Source organism: Streptomyces poriticola (genome assembly GCF_036689765.1).
Classification (GTDB): domain Bacteria; phylum Actinomycetota; class Actinomycetes; order Streptomycetales; family Streptomycetaceae; genus Streptomyces; species Streptomyces poriticola.
Map to the genome: position 1 here is coordinate 80,576 of NZ_JBAGKH010000006.1, position 14,741 is coordinate 95,316.

Here is a 14,741-nt window from a genome sequence, read left to right on the forward strand (position 1 = left end):
CGCGTGCGGCCCGTCCGCGTTTGGGTGCGCATACTGAGGGCTACAGGAGGGTGTGTTCGCAGCCGGTCCAGCCGGTACAGCCGGGCAGCCGGAGCAGTCAGGGCAGTCAGGGCAGTCAGGGAGCAGGGAGCGCTACGCAGGTGACGGACGCGGAGGACCGCAAGCCGCAGTCGGACGAGGCGAGGAGTGCCTTCCGGTTTCCGGTCGGGGCCACCCCGGTGGACGGTGAGTCGTCGACGACGTCGGAGTTCGCCGTTCCCCACGGGCTGGACGTCCGTACCGACGCCGAGCCCGAGATCACGTCGGAGTTCGCCGTCCCGGACGGGCTGGACGTGCCGCACGTTCCGCACCCCGAGCCCGAGGGGTCGGCGTTCAGCCCGCCGAAGACCTACAGCGCCCGCACCGCGCCGCCGGCGTTCACCCCGCCGGGCGGCATCCCGGCGGTGCGGCCGGCCACGGACGCGCCCTGGCAGGACCGGATGCGGGCGATGCTGCGGATGCCGGTGGCCGAGCGTCCCGCGCCGGAGAAGGAGCAGCGGCACGAGGACGAGACCGGCCCGGCGGTGCCGCGCGTGCTCGACCTGACACTGCGTATCGGGGAGCTGCTCCTGGCGGGCGGCGAGGGCGCCGAGGACGTGGAGGCGGCGATGTTCGCCGTCTGCCGCTCCTACGGTCTGGACCGCTGCGAGCCGAACGTCACCTTCACGCTGCTGTCGATCTCGCATCAGCCGTCGCTGGTGGACGACCCGGTGACGGCGTCGCGGACGGTGCGCCGCCGGGGCACCGACTACACCCGCCTGGCGGCCGTGTACCGGCTGGTGGACGACCTCAGCCACCCGGAGAACCACATCTCCCTGGAGGAGGCCTACCGGCGGCTGGCGGAGATCCGCCGTAACCGGCATCCGTACCCGACCTGGGTGCTGACCGCGGCGACCGGGCTGCTGGCGGGCTCGGCTTCGGTGCTGGTCGGCGGTGGTCCGACGGTGTTCTTCGCGGCGATGCTCGGGGCGATGCTCGGCGACCGGCTGGCGTGGCTGTGCTCGGGGCGCGGGCTGCCGGAGTTCTACCAGTTCGCGGTGGCCGCGATGCCGCCGGCCGCGGTCGGGGTGGCGCTGACGGTGACGCACGTCGACGTGAAGGCGTCGGCGGTCATCACCGGTGGACTGTTCGCGCTGCTGCCGGGGCGGGCGCTGGTGGCCGGCGTGCAGGACGGTCTGACCGGCTTCTACATCACCGCGTCCGCGCGGCTGCTGGAGGTCATGTACTTCTTCGTCAGCATCGTGGCCGGGGTGCTGACGGTGCTGTACTTCGGTGTCCAGCTGGGCGCCGAGCTCAGTCCGGACGCCGCCCTGGGCAGGGGTGACGACCCGGAGGTGCAGATCTTCGCGGCGATGCTGCTCTCGCTGGCCTTCGCGGTGCTGCTGCAGCAGGAACGATCGACCGTGCTGGCGGTGACCCTGAACGGGGGCGTGGCATGGAGCGTGTTCGGCGCGATGCACTACGTCGGCAACATCTCGCCGGTGGCGTCGACGGCCGCCGCGGCCGGTCTGGTGGGGCTGTTCGGGCAGCTGATGTCCCGGTACCGGTTCGCGTCGGCGCTGCCGTACACCACGGCGGCCATCGGGCCGCTGCTGCCCGGTTCGGCGACGTACTTCGGTCTGCTGGGGTTCGCGCAGGAAGAGGTCAACGACGGGCTGACCTCGCTGTCGAAGGCGGTCGCGCTGGCGATGGCCATCGCGATCGGGGTGAACCTCGGGTCGGAGATCTCGCGGCTGTTCCTGAGGCTGCCCGGAGTGGCGAGTGCGGAGGGGCGGCGCGCGGCCAAGCGGACGCGTGGATTCTGACGCTGCCGGAGCCTGCGGGCCGCGCCCCCGCGGGGCGCTTCAGTAGCCCCGGTCGTACGGGTACTGGTCGGCGCCCTGCTGTCCGCCGTACTGCTGGTGGCCGCCGTACTGCTGCTGCCCGTCGTACTGCTGTTGTCCGCCGTACTGTTGCTGCCCGTCGTACTGCTGCTGCCCGCCGTACTGCTGCCGGCCGTAGCCCTGCGGGTGCTGGGGGGCGTACTGCTGCTGGTGGCCGCCCTGGTCGCCGTGGCCCTGCTGGTACTGCTGGGCGTACGGCTGCGGCTGCGGCTGCCGGCCCTGGCTTCCGTAGCCCTCCTGACCGTACTGCTGCTGGGGCGGGTCGATGCGGCGGAGCTGGGTGGTCGCGTCGTCCGTCGCCGGGTACGGGTGCTGGGGCTGCTGGGTCGCCGCGGACTGCGGGGCCGCCGCGGCGGCGCGCTTCTTCTTGCCGCGCTCCCGGAGGTACTCGACGATGATCGGCACCACGGAGAGGAAGACGATCAGGACGAGGATCGCCTCGACGTTGGTCCGGATGATCTCGATCTGGCCGAGGAAGTAACCCGCGAGGGTGACGCCGCTGCCCCAGGCGATACCACCGATGACGTTGTACGTGAGGAAGGTGCGGTACTTCATCCGGCCGGCGCCCGCCGTGATCGGGGCGAAGGTGCGCACGATGGGGACGAAGCGGGCCAGGACGATGGCCTTGGGGCCGTACTTATCCATGAACTCGTGGGCCTTCTCCAGGTTCTCCTGCTTGAAGAGCCGGGAGTTGGGGCGGTTGAAGATCTTCGGCCCGAAGACCTTGCCGATCGTGTAGCCCACCTGGTCGCCGAGGACGGCGGCCAGCACGATCAGCAGGCAGACCAGCCACAGCGGCTGGCTGATGTACTCGCCCTGGGCGACGAACAGGCCCGCGGTGAACAGCAGCGAGTCACCGGGCAGGAACGCGAAGAACCCGGACTCGGCGAAGACGATCAGCAGGATGCCGGGCAGGCTGAAGGTCGAGATCAGGTAGTCCGGGCTGAGCCACTCGGGGCCGAGCGCAAGCGTGGTCACGGGAATGTGGCTCCTGCTGCTGGGAGACGGGCGGGGACTGGCTGCCCAAACGTATCAACGCAGCCGTGGTGCTCCGGGTTCCATGGGTGTCTCCAGGATGCGCCGTGATGACGCCGGGGGAAATCTGGGAACCATGGGGATCGAAGAATACGGCGGCGGGCAGGGCCCCGAGCCCGATGTGCTGGTCGTGACCACCGACGGCGTACCCGGCCACCGGGTGCAGGACGTGCTCGGCGAGGTCTTCGGCCTGACCGTGCGCTCCCGGCACCTGGGGAGCCAGATCGGCGCCGGGCTGAAGTCGATGATCGGCGGGGAGCTGCGCGGGCTCACCAAGACGCTGGTGGAGACCCGCAACCAGGCGATGGAGCGCCTCGTCGACCAGGCACGCGCGCGTGGCGCCAATGCGGTGCTGGCGTTCCGGTTCGACGTGACGGAGGCCGCGGACGTGGGCACGGAGGTGTGCGCGTACGGCACGGCGGTGGTCGTGACCCGGGAGTGAGCCGGGCCGCGGCCACCGCCGCCGTCCGTGGTCCGCTGCCGTGCGTCAGGACGAGTGCCGGGCGGCGTTGGCGACGATCGCGTCGCGCAGGTAGACCGCCAGGCCGGGACGGATCCTGTCGTACGTCGCGGTGAAACGCGGGTCGGCGACGTACATCTCGCCCAGGCAGGTGTGCATCTCGTGCCCGCAGCTGTAGTAGGCGCCGTCCATGAACCGGCGGTGCTCCTCCGCGGTGTCCATGGCCGCCTCGGAGTCGGCCGGGGTGCCGGACGCCATCAGGTCGGCCATGCGCCGGTGGATGGCGTCGAAGCCCTCGGTGAGGCGCTTCCAGTCCTCCTTGGTGTAGGAGGCGGTGCGCTCCTGCGACTGCCGGTAGGCGTCCGTGTGCCCCCAGCGCTGCCGTGCCTCCTCCGCGTGGTCGTCCGGGTCGAAGTCCCCGAACACCTCGAACTTCTCCTCGGGTGAGAGGTTGATGCCCATGTTGCGTGCCTCCATGGCGTGCTCCACTGCCGCCGCCATCCTCTGCAGCTTCTCGATCCGGGCGGTCAGCAGGTCGTGCTGGCGGCGCAGGTGCGCGCGCGGGTCCGCGTCCGGGTCGTCGAGCAGGGCGGCGACCTCGTCGAGCGGGAAGCCGAGCTCCCGGTAGAACAGGATCTGCTGCAGCCGGTCGAGGTCGGCGTCGCTGTAGCGCCGGTGGCCCGCGTGGCTGCGCTCGCTCGGTACGAGCAGGCCGATCTCGTCGTAGTGGTGCAGCGTGCGCACCGTGACGCCGGCGAATCCGGCCGCCTGTCCCACGGAGTAGCTCACTTTCCGCTCCTTTCTCTGCCGCCCACCACGCTGCCGCCTCACGCGACGTGAGGTGCAAGCCCGGCGGTGGAGCCGGGGAGAACGGTAGCGCCGGGGGCTACCGGCTCAGGCGGGCGAACCTGCGGACCGCCAGGGGGAAGAACACCGCGAGCAGGGCCAGCGACCACAGGACGGCCGGCCAGAGGTGGCCGGGCTCGGCTCCGGCGCTTCCGAACAGGTCGCGTACCGCCGTCGCCGTGTGGGACATCGGGTTCCACTGGACCACTGTGCCCAGCCAGCCCGGCATGGACTCGGGGGTGGCGAAGGCGTTGGAGAGGAAGCCGACCGGCCAGACCAGGATCTGTACCGCCTGCACCAGCTCCGGCTTCCCGGCCACCAGGGCGAGATGGATGCCGATCCACAGCATGGCGAACCGGAAGAGGAGCAGCAGGCCGACGGCTCCGAGGAAGGCGCCGGGACCGCCGTGGACGCGCCAGCCGAGCGCGTGGCCGGTGCCGATCAGCACCGCCAGGGCGAGCGCCGACTGGAGCATGTCGGCGGCCGAGCGGCCCACCAGCACCGCCCCGCCGGCCATCGGCATCGCCCGGAACCGGTCGACGACGCCCTTGTTGAGGTCCTGGGTGACGGCGATCATCGTGCCCTCCAGGCCGAAGGCCATGGTGAGGGCGAGCATCCCGGGGACGAGGTAGTCGACGTAGTCGCCGGAGACCCCCCGGCCGCCGCCGATGAGATAGCCGAACATCAGCAGCAGCATCACCGGGAAGACCAGGTTGACGGCGACGGTGACGGGCTGCCGCGCCCAGCGGGCCAGTTCGCGCCGGGTCATCGTCCAGGAGTCGGTCAGGGCGTGGGCGTAGGCGGGTGTGCTCATACGGAGGCCTCCTCCTCGTTGCGGTGGGCGGCGCGCTCGCCGGTGCGGCCGTCGCCGCGGTCGGTGAGGTGCAGGAAGGCCTCGTCCAGCGTCGGGCGGCGCAGAGCGACGTCCTCCGCCTCGATGCCGGACTCCTCCAGGGCCCGTACGACGCCGGCCAGGGACGCCATCCGGTCGGTGACCGGGGCGCTGAGCAGCCGGCGGTCGGGGTCGACGCGGACGCCGGTGAGCGGCAGCAGGGCGACGGCGGCGCCGAGCTGTCCGGCGTCGCGCAGGACGACGTCGATGCGGTCGCCGCCGGTGGCCGTCTTCAGCTCGTCGGCCGTGCCGTCGGCGACCACCCGGCCGGTGTCGACGACCGAGACGCGGTCGGCGAGCTGGTCGGCCTCCTCCAGGTACTGGGTGGTGAGCAGGACGGTCGTCCCGCCGCCGACCAGGGAGCGGACCGCCGACCACACCTCGGTGCGGCCCCGCGGGTCGAGTCCGGTCGTGGGCTCGTCCAGGAAGAGCACCTCCGGTTCGGTGATGAGGGACGCGGCCAGGTCCAGGCGGCGGCGCATGCCGCCGCTGTAGGCGCTGACGGGTTTGCGTCCGGTGTCGGTGAGATCGAAGCGGGCCAGGAGTTCGTCGGCACGCGCGCGTGCCCGGCGGGCGCCCAGGTGGTGCAGTCGGCCGAACATCTCCAGGTTCTGCCGGCCGCCCAGTTCCTCGTCGAGGGCGGCGTGCTGGCCGAGCAGCCCGATCCGCAGGCGCACCTCGTACGCCTGCCGGACCACGTCGCGCCCGGCCACCTCCACCCGTCCGGCGTCCGGCCGCAGCAGCGTGGACAGGATCCGGACCAGGGTCGTCTTGCCCGCGCCGTTGGGGCCCAGCACCCCGTGGACGGTGCCCCGTGCGACCGTCAGATCGAGCCCGTCGAGCGCCTGCCTGCTGCCGTACCGCTTGCGCGCCCCTTGGACGGTGATCGCTGCGTCGGCCACAGCATCCCCCTTATTAATCAAGTTTGACTACTGGCTCGAAGGTAACCCGGACGGATCGATTGGTCAAACTTGATTAATGCCGTCCCGGCCGCGTCCCGTGGTCCCGGCGGCTGCCGCTCAGCGGTCGTCCTCCGGGTGCCGCTCCCCCGTCGCGTACGGATTCTCCTCGCCCTCGCCCAGGACGCCGACGAACGGCTCCCCCTCACCCGCGAAGGTGTACGCCCCGCCGCGGATCCGCTCGATCAGACCGCGGGTCCACTCCTCGCCGGTGTCGGCGGAGTGGACCCACAGATTCATGATCTCGCCGATGTGGCCCAGCTGCCCCGGGCCCTCCTCGGGCGTGTAGTACTCGGTCACGCCCCTGCGCCACTTCCGGATCGCCCGGACCCGCTCCTCCAGCAGCGCGAGCACCTCGTCGCGCCCGAGGTCGACCATGAAGCCGAGCCCCGCGGAGAGGACGTCCGGCTTCTGGTCGAAGGCGGTGAGGGACTCCCGCAGCAGCGTGAAGTACTCCTCCGTCCCCTTGCCGGTGATCTCGTACTCGGTACGCGGCGGACCGCCCACGGTGGACGGGGCGGTCTCGTGGGCCCGCAGCAGCCCCTGCTTCGCCATCTGCTTCAGCGCGTGGTAGATCGAGCCGGGCTTGGCGTTGGACCACTCGTGCGCGCCCCAGTACTCCAGGTCGTTGCGGACCTGGTAGCCATGGGCCCGCCCGTGCTGACGGACCGCGCCGAGCACGAGGAGACGGATCACTGACATGCGTTCAGGGTAGGCCGCGGGCCGTCACTCCCAGGTGCCGCCCTGCTCCTTGGCGATCAGCTCGAAGGCGGTCTCGCCGTCCAGGGACTCGCGGATGACGTCCGCGTGACCGGCGTGCCTGGCGGTCTCGCGGATCAGGTGCAGGCACAGCCAGCGCATCGAGACATCCTCCTCCGGGAACCACGGATCGTTCGGGAGGGGGAAGGTGTCGTCGAGGCTCGGCACGGAGCGGACGAACGCCTCCGTCTCCTCGGCGACCTTCTCCCAGTACGCCAGCTGCCCGGCGACCGTCTCGTCGCCGACCAGCCGGAAGGTCTCGTCCCAGTTGGACTCGTCCCGGTGCACGGCCGGCGGCTCCTGCTTGGCCCGGGCCACCCAGCCCTGCTCGACCTCTGCGACGTGCTTGATCAGCCCGGCCAGGGAGAGGTCGCTGGCGCTGGGACGGGAGGACGCCTGCCCGTCCGTCAGGCCCAGCACCGAACGCCGGATGGCGCCGCGCTGCTCGGCCAGGAAGGAAAGGAGCGCTCCCCGCTCGTCCCCGGGTGCTTCGGCTCCGACGTGCATGACCATGGCGGGCCCTCTTTCGTCTGGTGTACGGCTGCTGCCTGACACCTACGAAGCTACGGGGCCAGTAGGTCAGATCCGGTCCGACATGGCGCCCGACCTCAACGCCGTGATGAACGACGACCAGCCCCGCGCGGCGAAGACAGCGAAGCCCCCGCGACCGTCGCACCGGTCCGGGGGTGTGGTCATCGACAGTCACTCAGGATCCGACGACATGCGTCACCCGTACCGCCCATCTCCTCGCCCCGCTGCGGACTTTGCTGCTCCGGTCCCTGCGTGGCGCACCCGCACCCGCGGCCCGGCCGACCGTCCATCGCACGGGCGTCCTCGCGCCGCCCTCTCCCCCGGCGCCGCCGGCCGCCGTCCCGGGTATCGGTCTCGGCTCGCCGGGCATGCCCTGCTGGGACGCGCAGGTGACGCGGTGAAGGGAACCGGAACGGCACATCACGCGGCATGGCACCCGCACGCCTGCTGCCCCGGGGCGGCCCTGAGGGCAAGCCCTGCCATCTCCTCACCGACGGCTCCGGACGCCTCTCCCGGCTGGCCGGCATCGTCGAGGACGTGCAGCTCGGCATGGCGGAGGATCTCCTCGACCACGCGGCGGACCTGCTCGCCGACCGCCGGCCGACGCCGGACCAGCTGCGTTTCCTGCCGGCCCGGATGAGCGAGGCGCTGGCCGACGTGCACCGGATCGCGGAGAGCCGGGGCGCCCGCCTGTCAGCGGCGGGCGCGTACGTACCCGGGAGCTGAGCCGGGGCTCAGAACGGGAAGCCGCTGCGGCCGTGCTGGACCGAGATCCACTTCTGGGTGGTGAACGCGTCCAGCATGGTCTCGCCGTTGAGGCGGCCGAGGCCGGAGTGCTTCTCGCCGCCGAAGGGGACGATGGGCTCGTCGTGGACGGTGCCGTCGTTCACATGGAACATGCCGGTGTCGATGCGCTTGGCGAAGCCGACGCCGCGCTCGACGTCGGCGGTGTGGACGGCGCCGCTCAGGCCGTACGGGGAGTCGTTGACCAGGCGGACGGCCTCCTCCTCGCCGTCGAAGGGGACGAGGAAGGCGACGGGTCCGAAGACCTCCTGCCGCAGCAGGGCGGAGTCGGCGGGGAGGCCCGTCAGGACGGACGGCTCGACCAGGTTGTCCGTGACCGTGCCGCGCACCAGGGCGGTGGCGCCCTCGGCGACGGCCTGGTCGACGACGGCGGTGACGGCGTCCGCCTGCGAGGAGTTGATCACCGGGCCGATGATCGTCTCCGGGGCGCTCGGGTCGCCGGCCTTCAGCCCGCGCACCTTGGCGACGAACTTCTCGGTGAACTCCTCCGCGACCGACCGGTCGACCAGCACGCGGTTGGCGGCCATGCAGACCTGGCCCTGGTGGACGTACCGGCTGAAGACGGCGGCGTCGACCGCGTAGTCGACGTCGGCGTCGTCGAGGACCACCAGAGCGCTGTTGCCGCCCAGTTCGAGCACCGAGCGCTTGAAGTTGGCGGCGCAGACGGTGGCCACATGGCGGCCGACCTTGTCGGAGCCGGTGAAGGAGATGACCTTGGGGACCGGGTGTTCGATGAAGGCGTCGCCGATCTCGGCGATGTCGGTGATGACGACGTTCAGCAGGCCGCCGGGGAGCCCCGCGTCCTCGAAGAGCTTGGCGACCAGGGTGCCGCCGACGATCGGGGTGTTCTGGTGGGGCTTGAGGACCACGCCGTTGCCGAGGGCGAGCGCCGGGGCGACCGACTTCAGGGACAGCAGGAAGGGGAAGTTGAAGGGGCTGATGACGCCCACGACGCCGACCGGGACGCGGTAGACGCGGTTCTCCTTGCCGTCCACCGGGGAGGGGATGATGCGGCCCTCGGGGCGCAGCGCCAGGTGCACCGCCTCGCGCAGGAACTCCTTGGCGAGGTGGAGCTCGAAGGCGGCCTTCAGGCGGGTGCCGCCCAGCTCGGCGATGATCGCCTCGGTGATCTCCGGCTCGCGCTCCTCGATCAGCCGCAGCGCCTTCTCGAACACCGCGCGCCGGGCGTAGGGGTTGGTCTCGGCCCATGCCTTCTGCGCCCGCTCGGCCGCCCGGTACGCGGCGTCGACCTCGTCGGCAGTGGCTATGGTCACCGAGGCCAGCTTCTCGCTGTCGTACGGGTTGAAGTCGATGATGTCCCAGGAGCCGGTGCCCTGGCGCCACTCACCGTCGATGTACTGCAGAGCCAGGTGGGTGAAGTACGACGACAATGTGATCCCTCAATCCCTTGCTGCCGATGCGACCCGGTCGCCGCCCTGCATGATGATCTGATCACATGTCATCGTACTTGCGTTTCAGGAGAGTTGAAGGAGTCCCCGCAGAAGGTCCCGGCTCTCGTCCGGTCCCGGGCTGTCCTGCTGGAGCTCCTTGAGCGCCTTCTCGTACTGGGCCACGTCCTCGCGCTTGTCCAGATACAGGGCGCTGGTGAGCTGCTCCAGGTACACGACGTCCGAGAGGTCGGACTCCGGGAAGCTGAGGATCGTGAACGCGCCACTCTCGCCGGAGTGCCCGCCGAAGCCGAACGGCATGACCTGCAGCCGGACGTTGGGGCGATCGGACATCTCGATCAGGTGCTGCAGCTGCCCGCGCATCACGGCGCGGTCGCCGTACGGCCGGCGCAGCGCGGCCTCGTCCAGCACGATGTGGAACTCCGGGGCGCTCTCGGAGACGAGGTACTTCTGCCGCTCCAGGCGCAGCGCCACCCGCCGTTCGACGTCGGCGTCGCTCGCGCCCTTCATGCCGCGCCGGACGACCGCGCGGGCGTAGTCCGGGGTCTGCAGCAGCCCGTGCACGAACTGCACCTCGTACACCCGGATCAGCGAGGCCGCGCCCTCCAGGCCCACATAGGTCGGGAACCAGCTGGGCAGCACGTCGGAGTAACTGTGCCACCACCCCGCCACGTTGGCCTCCTTGGCCAGCGACAGCAGGGAGGCGCGCTCCTGCTCGTCCGCGATGCCGTACAGGGTGAGCAGGTCCTCGACGTCCCTCGTCTTGAAGCTCACCCGGCCCAGCTCCATCCGGCTGATCTTCGACTCGGAGGCGCGGATGGAGTACCCCGCCGCCTCGCGCGTGATCCCCCGCGCCTCACGCAGTCGCCTGAGTTGTGATCCGAGCAGCATGCGCCGCACCACCGATCCGGGCTCTCCCGCGCTCACGTTCGCCAGCCTCCCCAACCGTCTTCAGGGCCCGCAGTCTGCCACTAAAACACTCCGAGCAGTACTCGAACGGTTACGGAAACGGAATCGGGCCAAAGAATCCGCGCAGGTTCCGGCACGCAGTGGCCACGGAGAGCGAGTGGCGCCGGTGTGGGGCGGGAGGGAGGGGGCATGAAGATGACGGAAAATTTGGCCAACAAGCGGTACGGGCATGCCCATTTCGGTCACGTGCACGTGCATCTGCCCTTGCATCTGCGGTACGCATCCGAAACCATGGTCCCGCACCACCGCGCCGCCTCGCTACGACCGCGAATTCCCGGGAGTGCCTCGCATGGGGACGAATGGATCGACCATGCTCGAGCCGTTACGGCAGGGCCTTCCGCCACTGGACCCCGCGGCCGTGTCGAACGCCGCCTCCTGCGCTCTGCCCGCCCGCTACGAAGCGGTGCGCGAGGCGAGACGGTTCACCCGGCGGACCCTGGACGGCTGGGACACGGGCGACCGCTTCGACGACGCCTGTCTGGTCGTCTCCGAGCTGGTCACCAACGCCCTGCGGCACGCGCTCCCGGCCGGCGCCGGCGCCGGTGCCGGTGCCGTACAGCAGCTCGACGGTCAGCTCGACGGTGCGGTGGCCGGAGCCGAGCAGAGTCCGCCCGTGCGGCTGCACCTGCTGCGCTGGACGGAGCGGCTGGTGTGCGCGGTGCGCGACCCGAGCCAGGACAGCCCGGTGGCCCGGGAGGCGGACGACTTCTCCGCCGAGTCGGGCCGGGGCCTGTTCCTCGTGGACTCCTTCAGCGACAGCTGGGGCTGGCACCCGATGGCCGGCGGCCTGGGCGGCAAGGTGGTCTGGGCGCTGTTCCGGCTGCCACTGCCCGCCCCCTCGGACTGAACGGCGGCCCCGCGTCGCGCCCTGTGGCGTTTCTACGCGCGTCACCCCTGGTGACCGGTCGGTCACCGGTGGCTGCGGTCCGGCGGATGCGGCGGCGCGGGCCGGGGACGGTCGGCCGGCGGCGGTCAGCAGACGCCGCCGCCCGTCGGCCGAGACGCCGGGCGACGGGCGACGGGCCGGGCGACGGGCGACGGTCAGCCGACGATCAGATGGTCGAACTCGCCGTCCTTGATGCCCAGCAGCATCGCCTCGATCTCGGCGCGGGTGTAGACCAGTGCGGGGCCGTCGGGGAAACGGGAGTTGCGCACGGCCACGTCCCCGCCGGGCAGCCGCGCGAACTCCACGCAGGACCCCTGCGAGTTGCTGTGCCGGCTCTTCTGCCAGGCCACTCCGTGGAGCTTCGTGGCCGCGATGCCGTTGTGCACGTCGGACACGTCGTACACGTCGTGGTTCACAGGTCGCTCCCCGGTGCCGGTGTGCACTGGCTGGTGTGCACTGACTGATGTGCACTGGCTGGTGGTGCCATTGATGCAGTGGTCAACTGAACCGGATCATAACTCCGTTCACGTGCGGATGCATGGGCAGATGCACGTGCACGAGGGGTGTTTCCTCGATTACAGCTTTGGCTCCGCCTTGGCATGCGCTTTGGCCACCGCTTACCGAAGGCCCCGCCTTCATTGACGCTCGTGTCAATGAAGACGTTCCAGCCGTCTGCCCAGCGAACCGGTGACCATGCAACACCAGCAGGGGCCCGCCGGTGAACGGCGGGCCCCTGCTGGGGGGGACGGCGGACGGGCCGTCAGCGGGTGGCGTAGGGCAGCAGCGCCATCTCGCGGGCGTTCTTGATCGCCCGCGCCAACTGGCGTTGCTGCTGGGACGAGACGCGGGTGACGCGGCGGCTGCGGATCTTGCCGCGGTCGGAGATGAACCTCCGCAGCAGCTCGGTGTCCTTGTAGTCGATGTACGTCACCCCGGCCTGGTCCAGCGGGTTGGGCCGGGACTTGGCGGGCTTGCGGTCACTCTTGCGGGGCACGGGGCTCAGACCTCCAGGAGGGTGTCGAAGGCGGACGGCAGGTGCAGCCAGGCGTCGCGTCCGGCGGCGTACTCGGCGTCGGTCAGCAGGCAGGACTCCAGGAGCCGTTCGAGTCCGTCGCGGTCGAGGCCGGGGGAGGTGAAGACCAGGTGCTGGCAGCGGTCGCCGTGCTCGGGATGCCACTCCAGCGCGGCGGCGGCGCGGCGCACCGGCGGGACCATCTCCCAGGCGGCGTCGGGCAGCGCGGCCAGCCAGGGCCCGGCGCCCTCGACACACAGCGCACCCCCCGCGGCGTCCCAGTGCAGCAGCGTGTCCGGCTTGTCGGCGAGCCAGAACCGCCCCCGGCTGCGGGCGGCGGCGCAGGTCAGGTCCTCCAGCGCCGCGTAGAGCCGCTCCGGGTGGAAGGGGCGGCGCCGGCGCCAGACCAGGGTCGCGACGCCGTGCGCGTCGGCGTCCGCGGGCAGCAGGGCGCAGGCCGGGTGCTGGGCCGCGCCCGCAGCCTCCGCGTCGAAGCCCGCGCGCGCGGCCCGGGCGAGGAGGGAGGCCTGCGGGGGTGCGGACGGGGAGGCGGGCTGGGAGGCAGGCGAACCTGACGGCCAGGTCCCGATCGGGACCTGGCGGGCCGTCGGGTGGAGCTGGGCCAGCAGCTCCCGGTCCTCGTCGTCGGCCTCCGGGGAGTCGGCGACGGCGAGGACGGGGGCGTACTCCAGCTGCCGCGCGAAGGTGTCGGCGACGGTGCGCTGGTCGGTGGCCGCGGCGGCGAGGCCGCCCTCCGCGAGGTCGTCGCCGTTGCCGAGGTACGGCAGCACCAGCGCCGGGTCGACGGCGGTGATCACACCGGTGACCGTGAGGCCGCCGGCCGTGACCACCTCGGCCATCGCCTTGGGCTCGACGGAGTCCCACAGCTCGACGATCGCGAGCGGGGCGGTCCCGGCGTCGGCGAGCCGTTCCAGCTCGGGCACCAGGTCCTCGCGCAGGGCGCAGCAGGCGCAGTCGTTCACGAGGGGCGCCTCGCCGGTGGAGAGGGTGCCGGAGGCGTCCCGGACGGTGCGGACGACGGTGCCCGCGGTGGCCGTAGCCAGGTCGTGGTGGAGCACGACACTGCCGGGCACGTCGGCCAGCAGCCGGGCCACGGCGTCCCGGCGGGCGTCGGCGTGCAGTCCGCCGACGATCACCACCGGCAGCGCCGGCGACGGGCTCACGCTCCGCCCCGCTTCCCGCCCGGCGCGCCGCCCGGCTTTCCGTAGCGGCGCTCGAAGCGTTCGACGCGTCCGGCGGTGTCCAGGACGCGGGCGGTGCCGGTGTAGAAGGGGTGGCTGACGTTCGAGATCTCGACGTCGACGACCGGGTAGGTCTGCCCGTCCTCCCACTCGATCGTCTTGCCGGTGGGCACGGCGGACAGCGTCGACCGGGTGAGGAAGGTGTGGTTCGCGGCCCGGTCGCGGAAGACGACGGGGCCGTACTCCGGGTGGATTCCCTTGCGCATGGCGGTGGCTCAGCGCTCCTCTCGGAAGTCGACGTGGCGGCCGGCGACCGGGTCGTACTTGCGCAGGGTCAGCCGGTCCGGGTCGTTGCGGCGGTTCTTGCGGGTCACGTAGGTGAAGCCGGTCCCGGCGGTGGACCGGAGCTTGATGACCGGTCGGAGTTCGTTGCGTGCCATAGCTGGTACCTTACTGAAAATGAATTCCATTAACGACTGCACTCGAGGAGAGGTACGTCACCCATGTCCGCCCACTGCATGCTGACCGGCACCCGGCCCGGCTTCGGCAACCGCATCTCCCACTCCCACCGGCGCACCTCCCGCCGGTTCGACCCGAACATCCAGAGCAAGCGCTACTGGCTGCCGAGCGAGAGCCGGCACGTCCGGCTGCGGCTGAGCGCCAGGGCGATCAGGACCGTCGACGCGATCGGCATCGAGGCCGCAGTGGCCCGGATCCGGGCCCGGGGGGTGAAGGTCTGATGGCGAAGAAGAGCAAGATCGCGAAGAACGAGCAGCGGCGCGAGACCGTCGCCCGGTACGCGGCCCGCCGGGCCGAGCTGAAGGAGGTCATCCGCAGGCCGTCCAGCACCGACGCCGAACGGCTCGCCGCCCAGCGGGAGCTGCGCCGGCAGCCCAGGGACGCCAGCCCCACGCGCGTGCGCAACCGCGACCAGACGGACGGGCGACCGCGCGGCTACCTCCGCTCCTTCGGGCTCTCCCGGGTGAGCCTGCGCGAACAGGCACATGCCGGGCACCTTCCGGGGGTCCGGAAGGCCTCCTGGTAGCTTGCCGCTG

At 71.4% G+C, this 14,741-nt stretch carries 19 protein-coding genes; 6 read left to right on the forward strand and 13 right to left on the reverse strand.

From position 1 onward, the window contains the following. Window positions 1-140 precede the first annotated feature (140 nt). Window positions 141-1,844, forward strand: a complete 1,704-nt coding sequence (locus V5O46_RS12225) for a threonine/serine exporter family protein (protein WP_332884576.1) — start codon at window positions 141-143, stop codon at window positions 1,842-1,844. A gap of 39 nt (window positions 1,845-1,883) precedes the next feature. On the opposite strand, the gene V5O46_RS12230 is transcribed toward V5O46_RS12225, so the two are convergent. Continuing rightward, on the reverse strand, window positions 1,884-2,900 hold the full coding sequence (locus tag V5O46_RS12230) for a DedA family protein (protein WP_332884577.1): 1,017 nt from the start codon (window positions 2,898-2,900) through the stop codon (window positions 1,884-1,886). Between the two features lie 133 nt (window positions 2,901-3,033). Between V5O46_RS12230 and V5O46_RS12235 the strand changes: the two genes are divergently transcribed. Beyond that, a complete protein-coding gene (locus tag V5O46_RS12235) occupies window positions 3,034-3,399 on the forward strand; it encodes a YbjQ family protein (protein ID WP_332884578.1) in 366 nt (121 codons plus the stop codon). Between the two features lie 45 nt (window positions 3,400-3,444). Here V5O46_RS12235 and V5O46_RS12240 read toward each other — a convergent pair whose 3' ends face one another. The 5 genes from V5O46_RS12240 to V5O46_RS12260 all read right to left on the reverse strand — a co-directional run bounded on the left by V5O46_RS12240 (window position 3,445) and on the right by V5O46_RS12260 (window position 7,386). Continuing rightward, window positions 3,445-4,206, reverse strand: coding sequence for a MerR family transcriptional regulator (locus V5O46_RS12240; RefSeq protein ID WP_332884579.1), 762 nt, complete (start codon window positions 4,204-4,206; stop codon window positions 3,445-3,447). A 97-nt stretch (window positions 4,207-4,303) separates the two neighbouring features. Beyond that, window positions 4,304-5,077: an ABC transporter permease gene (locus V5O46_RS12245; protein WP_332884580.1), complete on the reverse strand. Its 774-nt coding sequence runs from the start codon at window positions 5,075-5,077 to the stop codon at window positions 4,304-4,306. Continuing rightward, the gene (locus V5O46_RS12250) at window positions 5,074-6,057 is read right to left on the reverse strand and encodes an ATP-binding cassette domain-containing protein (RefSeq protein ID WP_332884581.1); all 984 of its coding nucleotides are present in this window, start codon (window positions 6,055-6,057) and stop codon (window positions 5,074-5,076) included. Before V5O46_RS12250 ends, V5O46_RS12245 begins: the two co-directional genes overlap by 4 nt. A gap of 117 nt (window positions 6,058-6,174) precedes the next feature. Further along, window positions 6,175-6,816 (reverse strand): PadR family transcriptional regulator, encoded by a 642-nt coding sequence (locus V5O46_RS12255; RefSeq protein ID WP_332884582.1) that lies wholly within the window; start codon window positions 6,814-6,816, stop codon window positions 6,175-6,177. A gap of 24 nt (window positions 6,817-6,840) precedes the next feature. Next, window positions 6,841-7,386, reverse strand: a complete 546-nt coding sequence (locus V5O46_RS12260) for a DinB family protein (RefSeq protein WP_332884583.1) — start codon at window positions 7,384-7,386, stop codon at window positions 6,841-6,843. Window positions 7,387-7,833: 447 nt separating this feature from the next. Here V5O46_RS12260 and V5O46_RS12265 point away from each other — a divergent pair, with 447 nt between their 5' ends. Beyond that, window positions 7,834-8,130, forward strand: coding sequence for a hypothetical protein (locus V5O46_RS12265; protein WP_332884584.1), 297 nt, complete (start codon window positions 7,834-7,836; stop codon window positions 8,128-8,130). Window positions 8,131-8,138: 8 nt separating this feature from the next. Here V5O46_RS12265 and V5O46_RS12270 read toward each other — a convergent pair whose 3' ends face one another. Together V5O46_RS12270 and V5O46_RS12275 are read right to left on the reverse strand one after the other, a co-directional pair. Further along, entirely contained in the window at window positions 8,139-9,599 is a 1,461-nt protein-coding gene (locus V5O46_RS12270) for an aldehyde dehydrogenase family protein (RefSeq protein ID WP_332884585.1), read from the reverse strand. A gap of 84 nt (window positions 9,600-9,683) precedes the next feature. Further along, window positions 9,684-10,508 carry a helix-turn-helix domain-containing protein gene (locus tag V5O46_RS12275; RefSeq protein WP_332884765.1) on the reverse strand — a complete coding sequence of 275 codons (825 nt, stop codon included), beginning with the start codon at window positions 10,506-10,508 and terminating at the stop codon, window positions 9,684-9,686. A 388-nt stretch (window positions 10,509-10,896) separates the two neighbouring features. On the opposite strand from V5O46_RS12275, the gene V5O46_RS12280 reads away from it, so the two are divergent. Then, entirely contained in the window at window positions 10,897-11,433 is a 537-nt protein-coding gene (locus V5O46_RS12280) for an ATP-binding protein (RefSeq protein WP_332884586.1), read from the forward strand. A 194-nt stretch (window positions 11,434-11,627) separates the two neighbouring features. Here V5O46_RS12280 and V5O46_RS12285 read toward each other — a convergent pair whose 3' ends face one another. From V5O46_RS12285 to rpmG, 5 genes are all read right to left on the reverse strand, one after another. Further along, a complete protein-coding gene (locus V5O46_RS12285; RefSeq protein WP_332884587.1) occupies window positions 11,628-11,888 on the reverse strand; it encodes a DUF397 domain-containing protein in 261 nt (86 codons plus the stop codon). A 344-nt stretch (window positions 11,889-12,232) separates the two neighbouring features. Beyond that, window positions 12,233-12,466 (reverse strand): 30S ribosomal protein S18, encoded by a 234-nt coding sequence (rpsR, locus tag V5O46_RS12290; protein ID WP_332884588.1) that lies wholly within the window; start codon window positions 12,464-12,466, stop codon window positions 12,233-12,235. Between the two features lie 5 nt (window positions 12,467-12,471). After that, window positions 12,472-13,668 (reverse strand): CobW family GTP-binding protein, encoded by a 1,197-nt coding sequence (locus V5O46_RS12295; protein WP_332884589.1) that lies wholly within the window; start codon window positions 13,666-13,668, stop codon window positions 12,472-12,474. Further along, window positions 13,665-13,952: a type B 50S ribosomal protein L31 gene (locus tag V5O46_RS12300; protein WP_332884590.1), complete on the reverse strand. Its 288-nt coding sequence runs from the start codon at window positions 13,950-13,952 to the stop codon at window positions 13,665-13,667. The genes V5O46_RS12295 and V5O46_RS12300 overlap by 4 nt, the downstream gene beginning before the upstream one ends. A 9-nt stretch (window positions 13,953-13,961) precedes the next feature. Continuing rightward, window positions 13,962-14,126, reverse strand: coding sequence for a 50S ribosomal protein L33 (gene rpmG, locus V5O46_RS12305; RefSeq protein WP_044382365.1), 165 nt, complete (start codon window positions 14,124-14,126; stop codon window positions 13,962-13,964). Window positions 14,127-14,189: 63 nt separating this feature from the next. Here rpmG and rpmB point away from each other — a divergent pair, with 63 nt between their 5' ends. Both rpmB and rpsN read left to right on the forward strand, forming a co-directional pair. Beyond that, the gene (rpmB, locus tag V5O46_RS12310; protein WP_332884591.1) at window positions 14,190-14,426 is read left to right on the forward strand and encodes a 50S ribosomal protein L28; all 237 of its coding nucleotides are present in this window, start codon (window positions 14,190-14,192) and stop codon (window positions 14,424-14,426) included. Next, complete coding sequence (gene rpsN, locus V5O46_RS12315; protein ID WP_332884592.1) at window positions 14,426-14,731, forward strand: 30S ribosomal protein S14; 306 nt, start codon at window positions 14,426-14,428, stop codon at window positions 14,729-14,731. Before rpmB ends, rpsN begins: the two co-directional genes overlap by 1 nt. The last annotated feature ends 10 nt before the right edge of the window (window positions 14,732-14,741 follow it).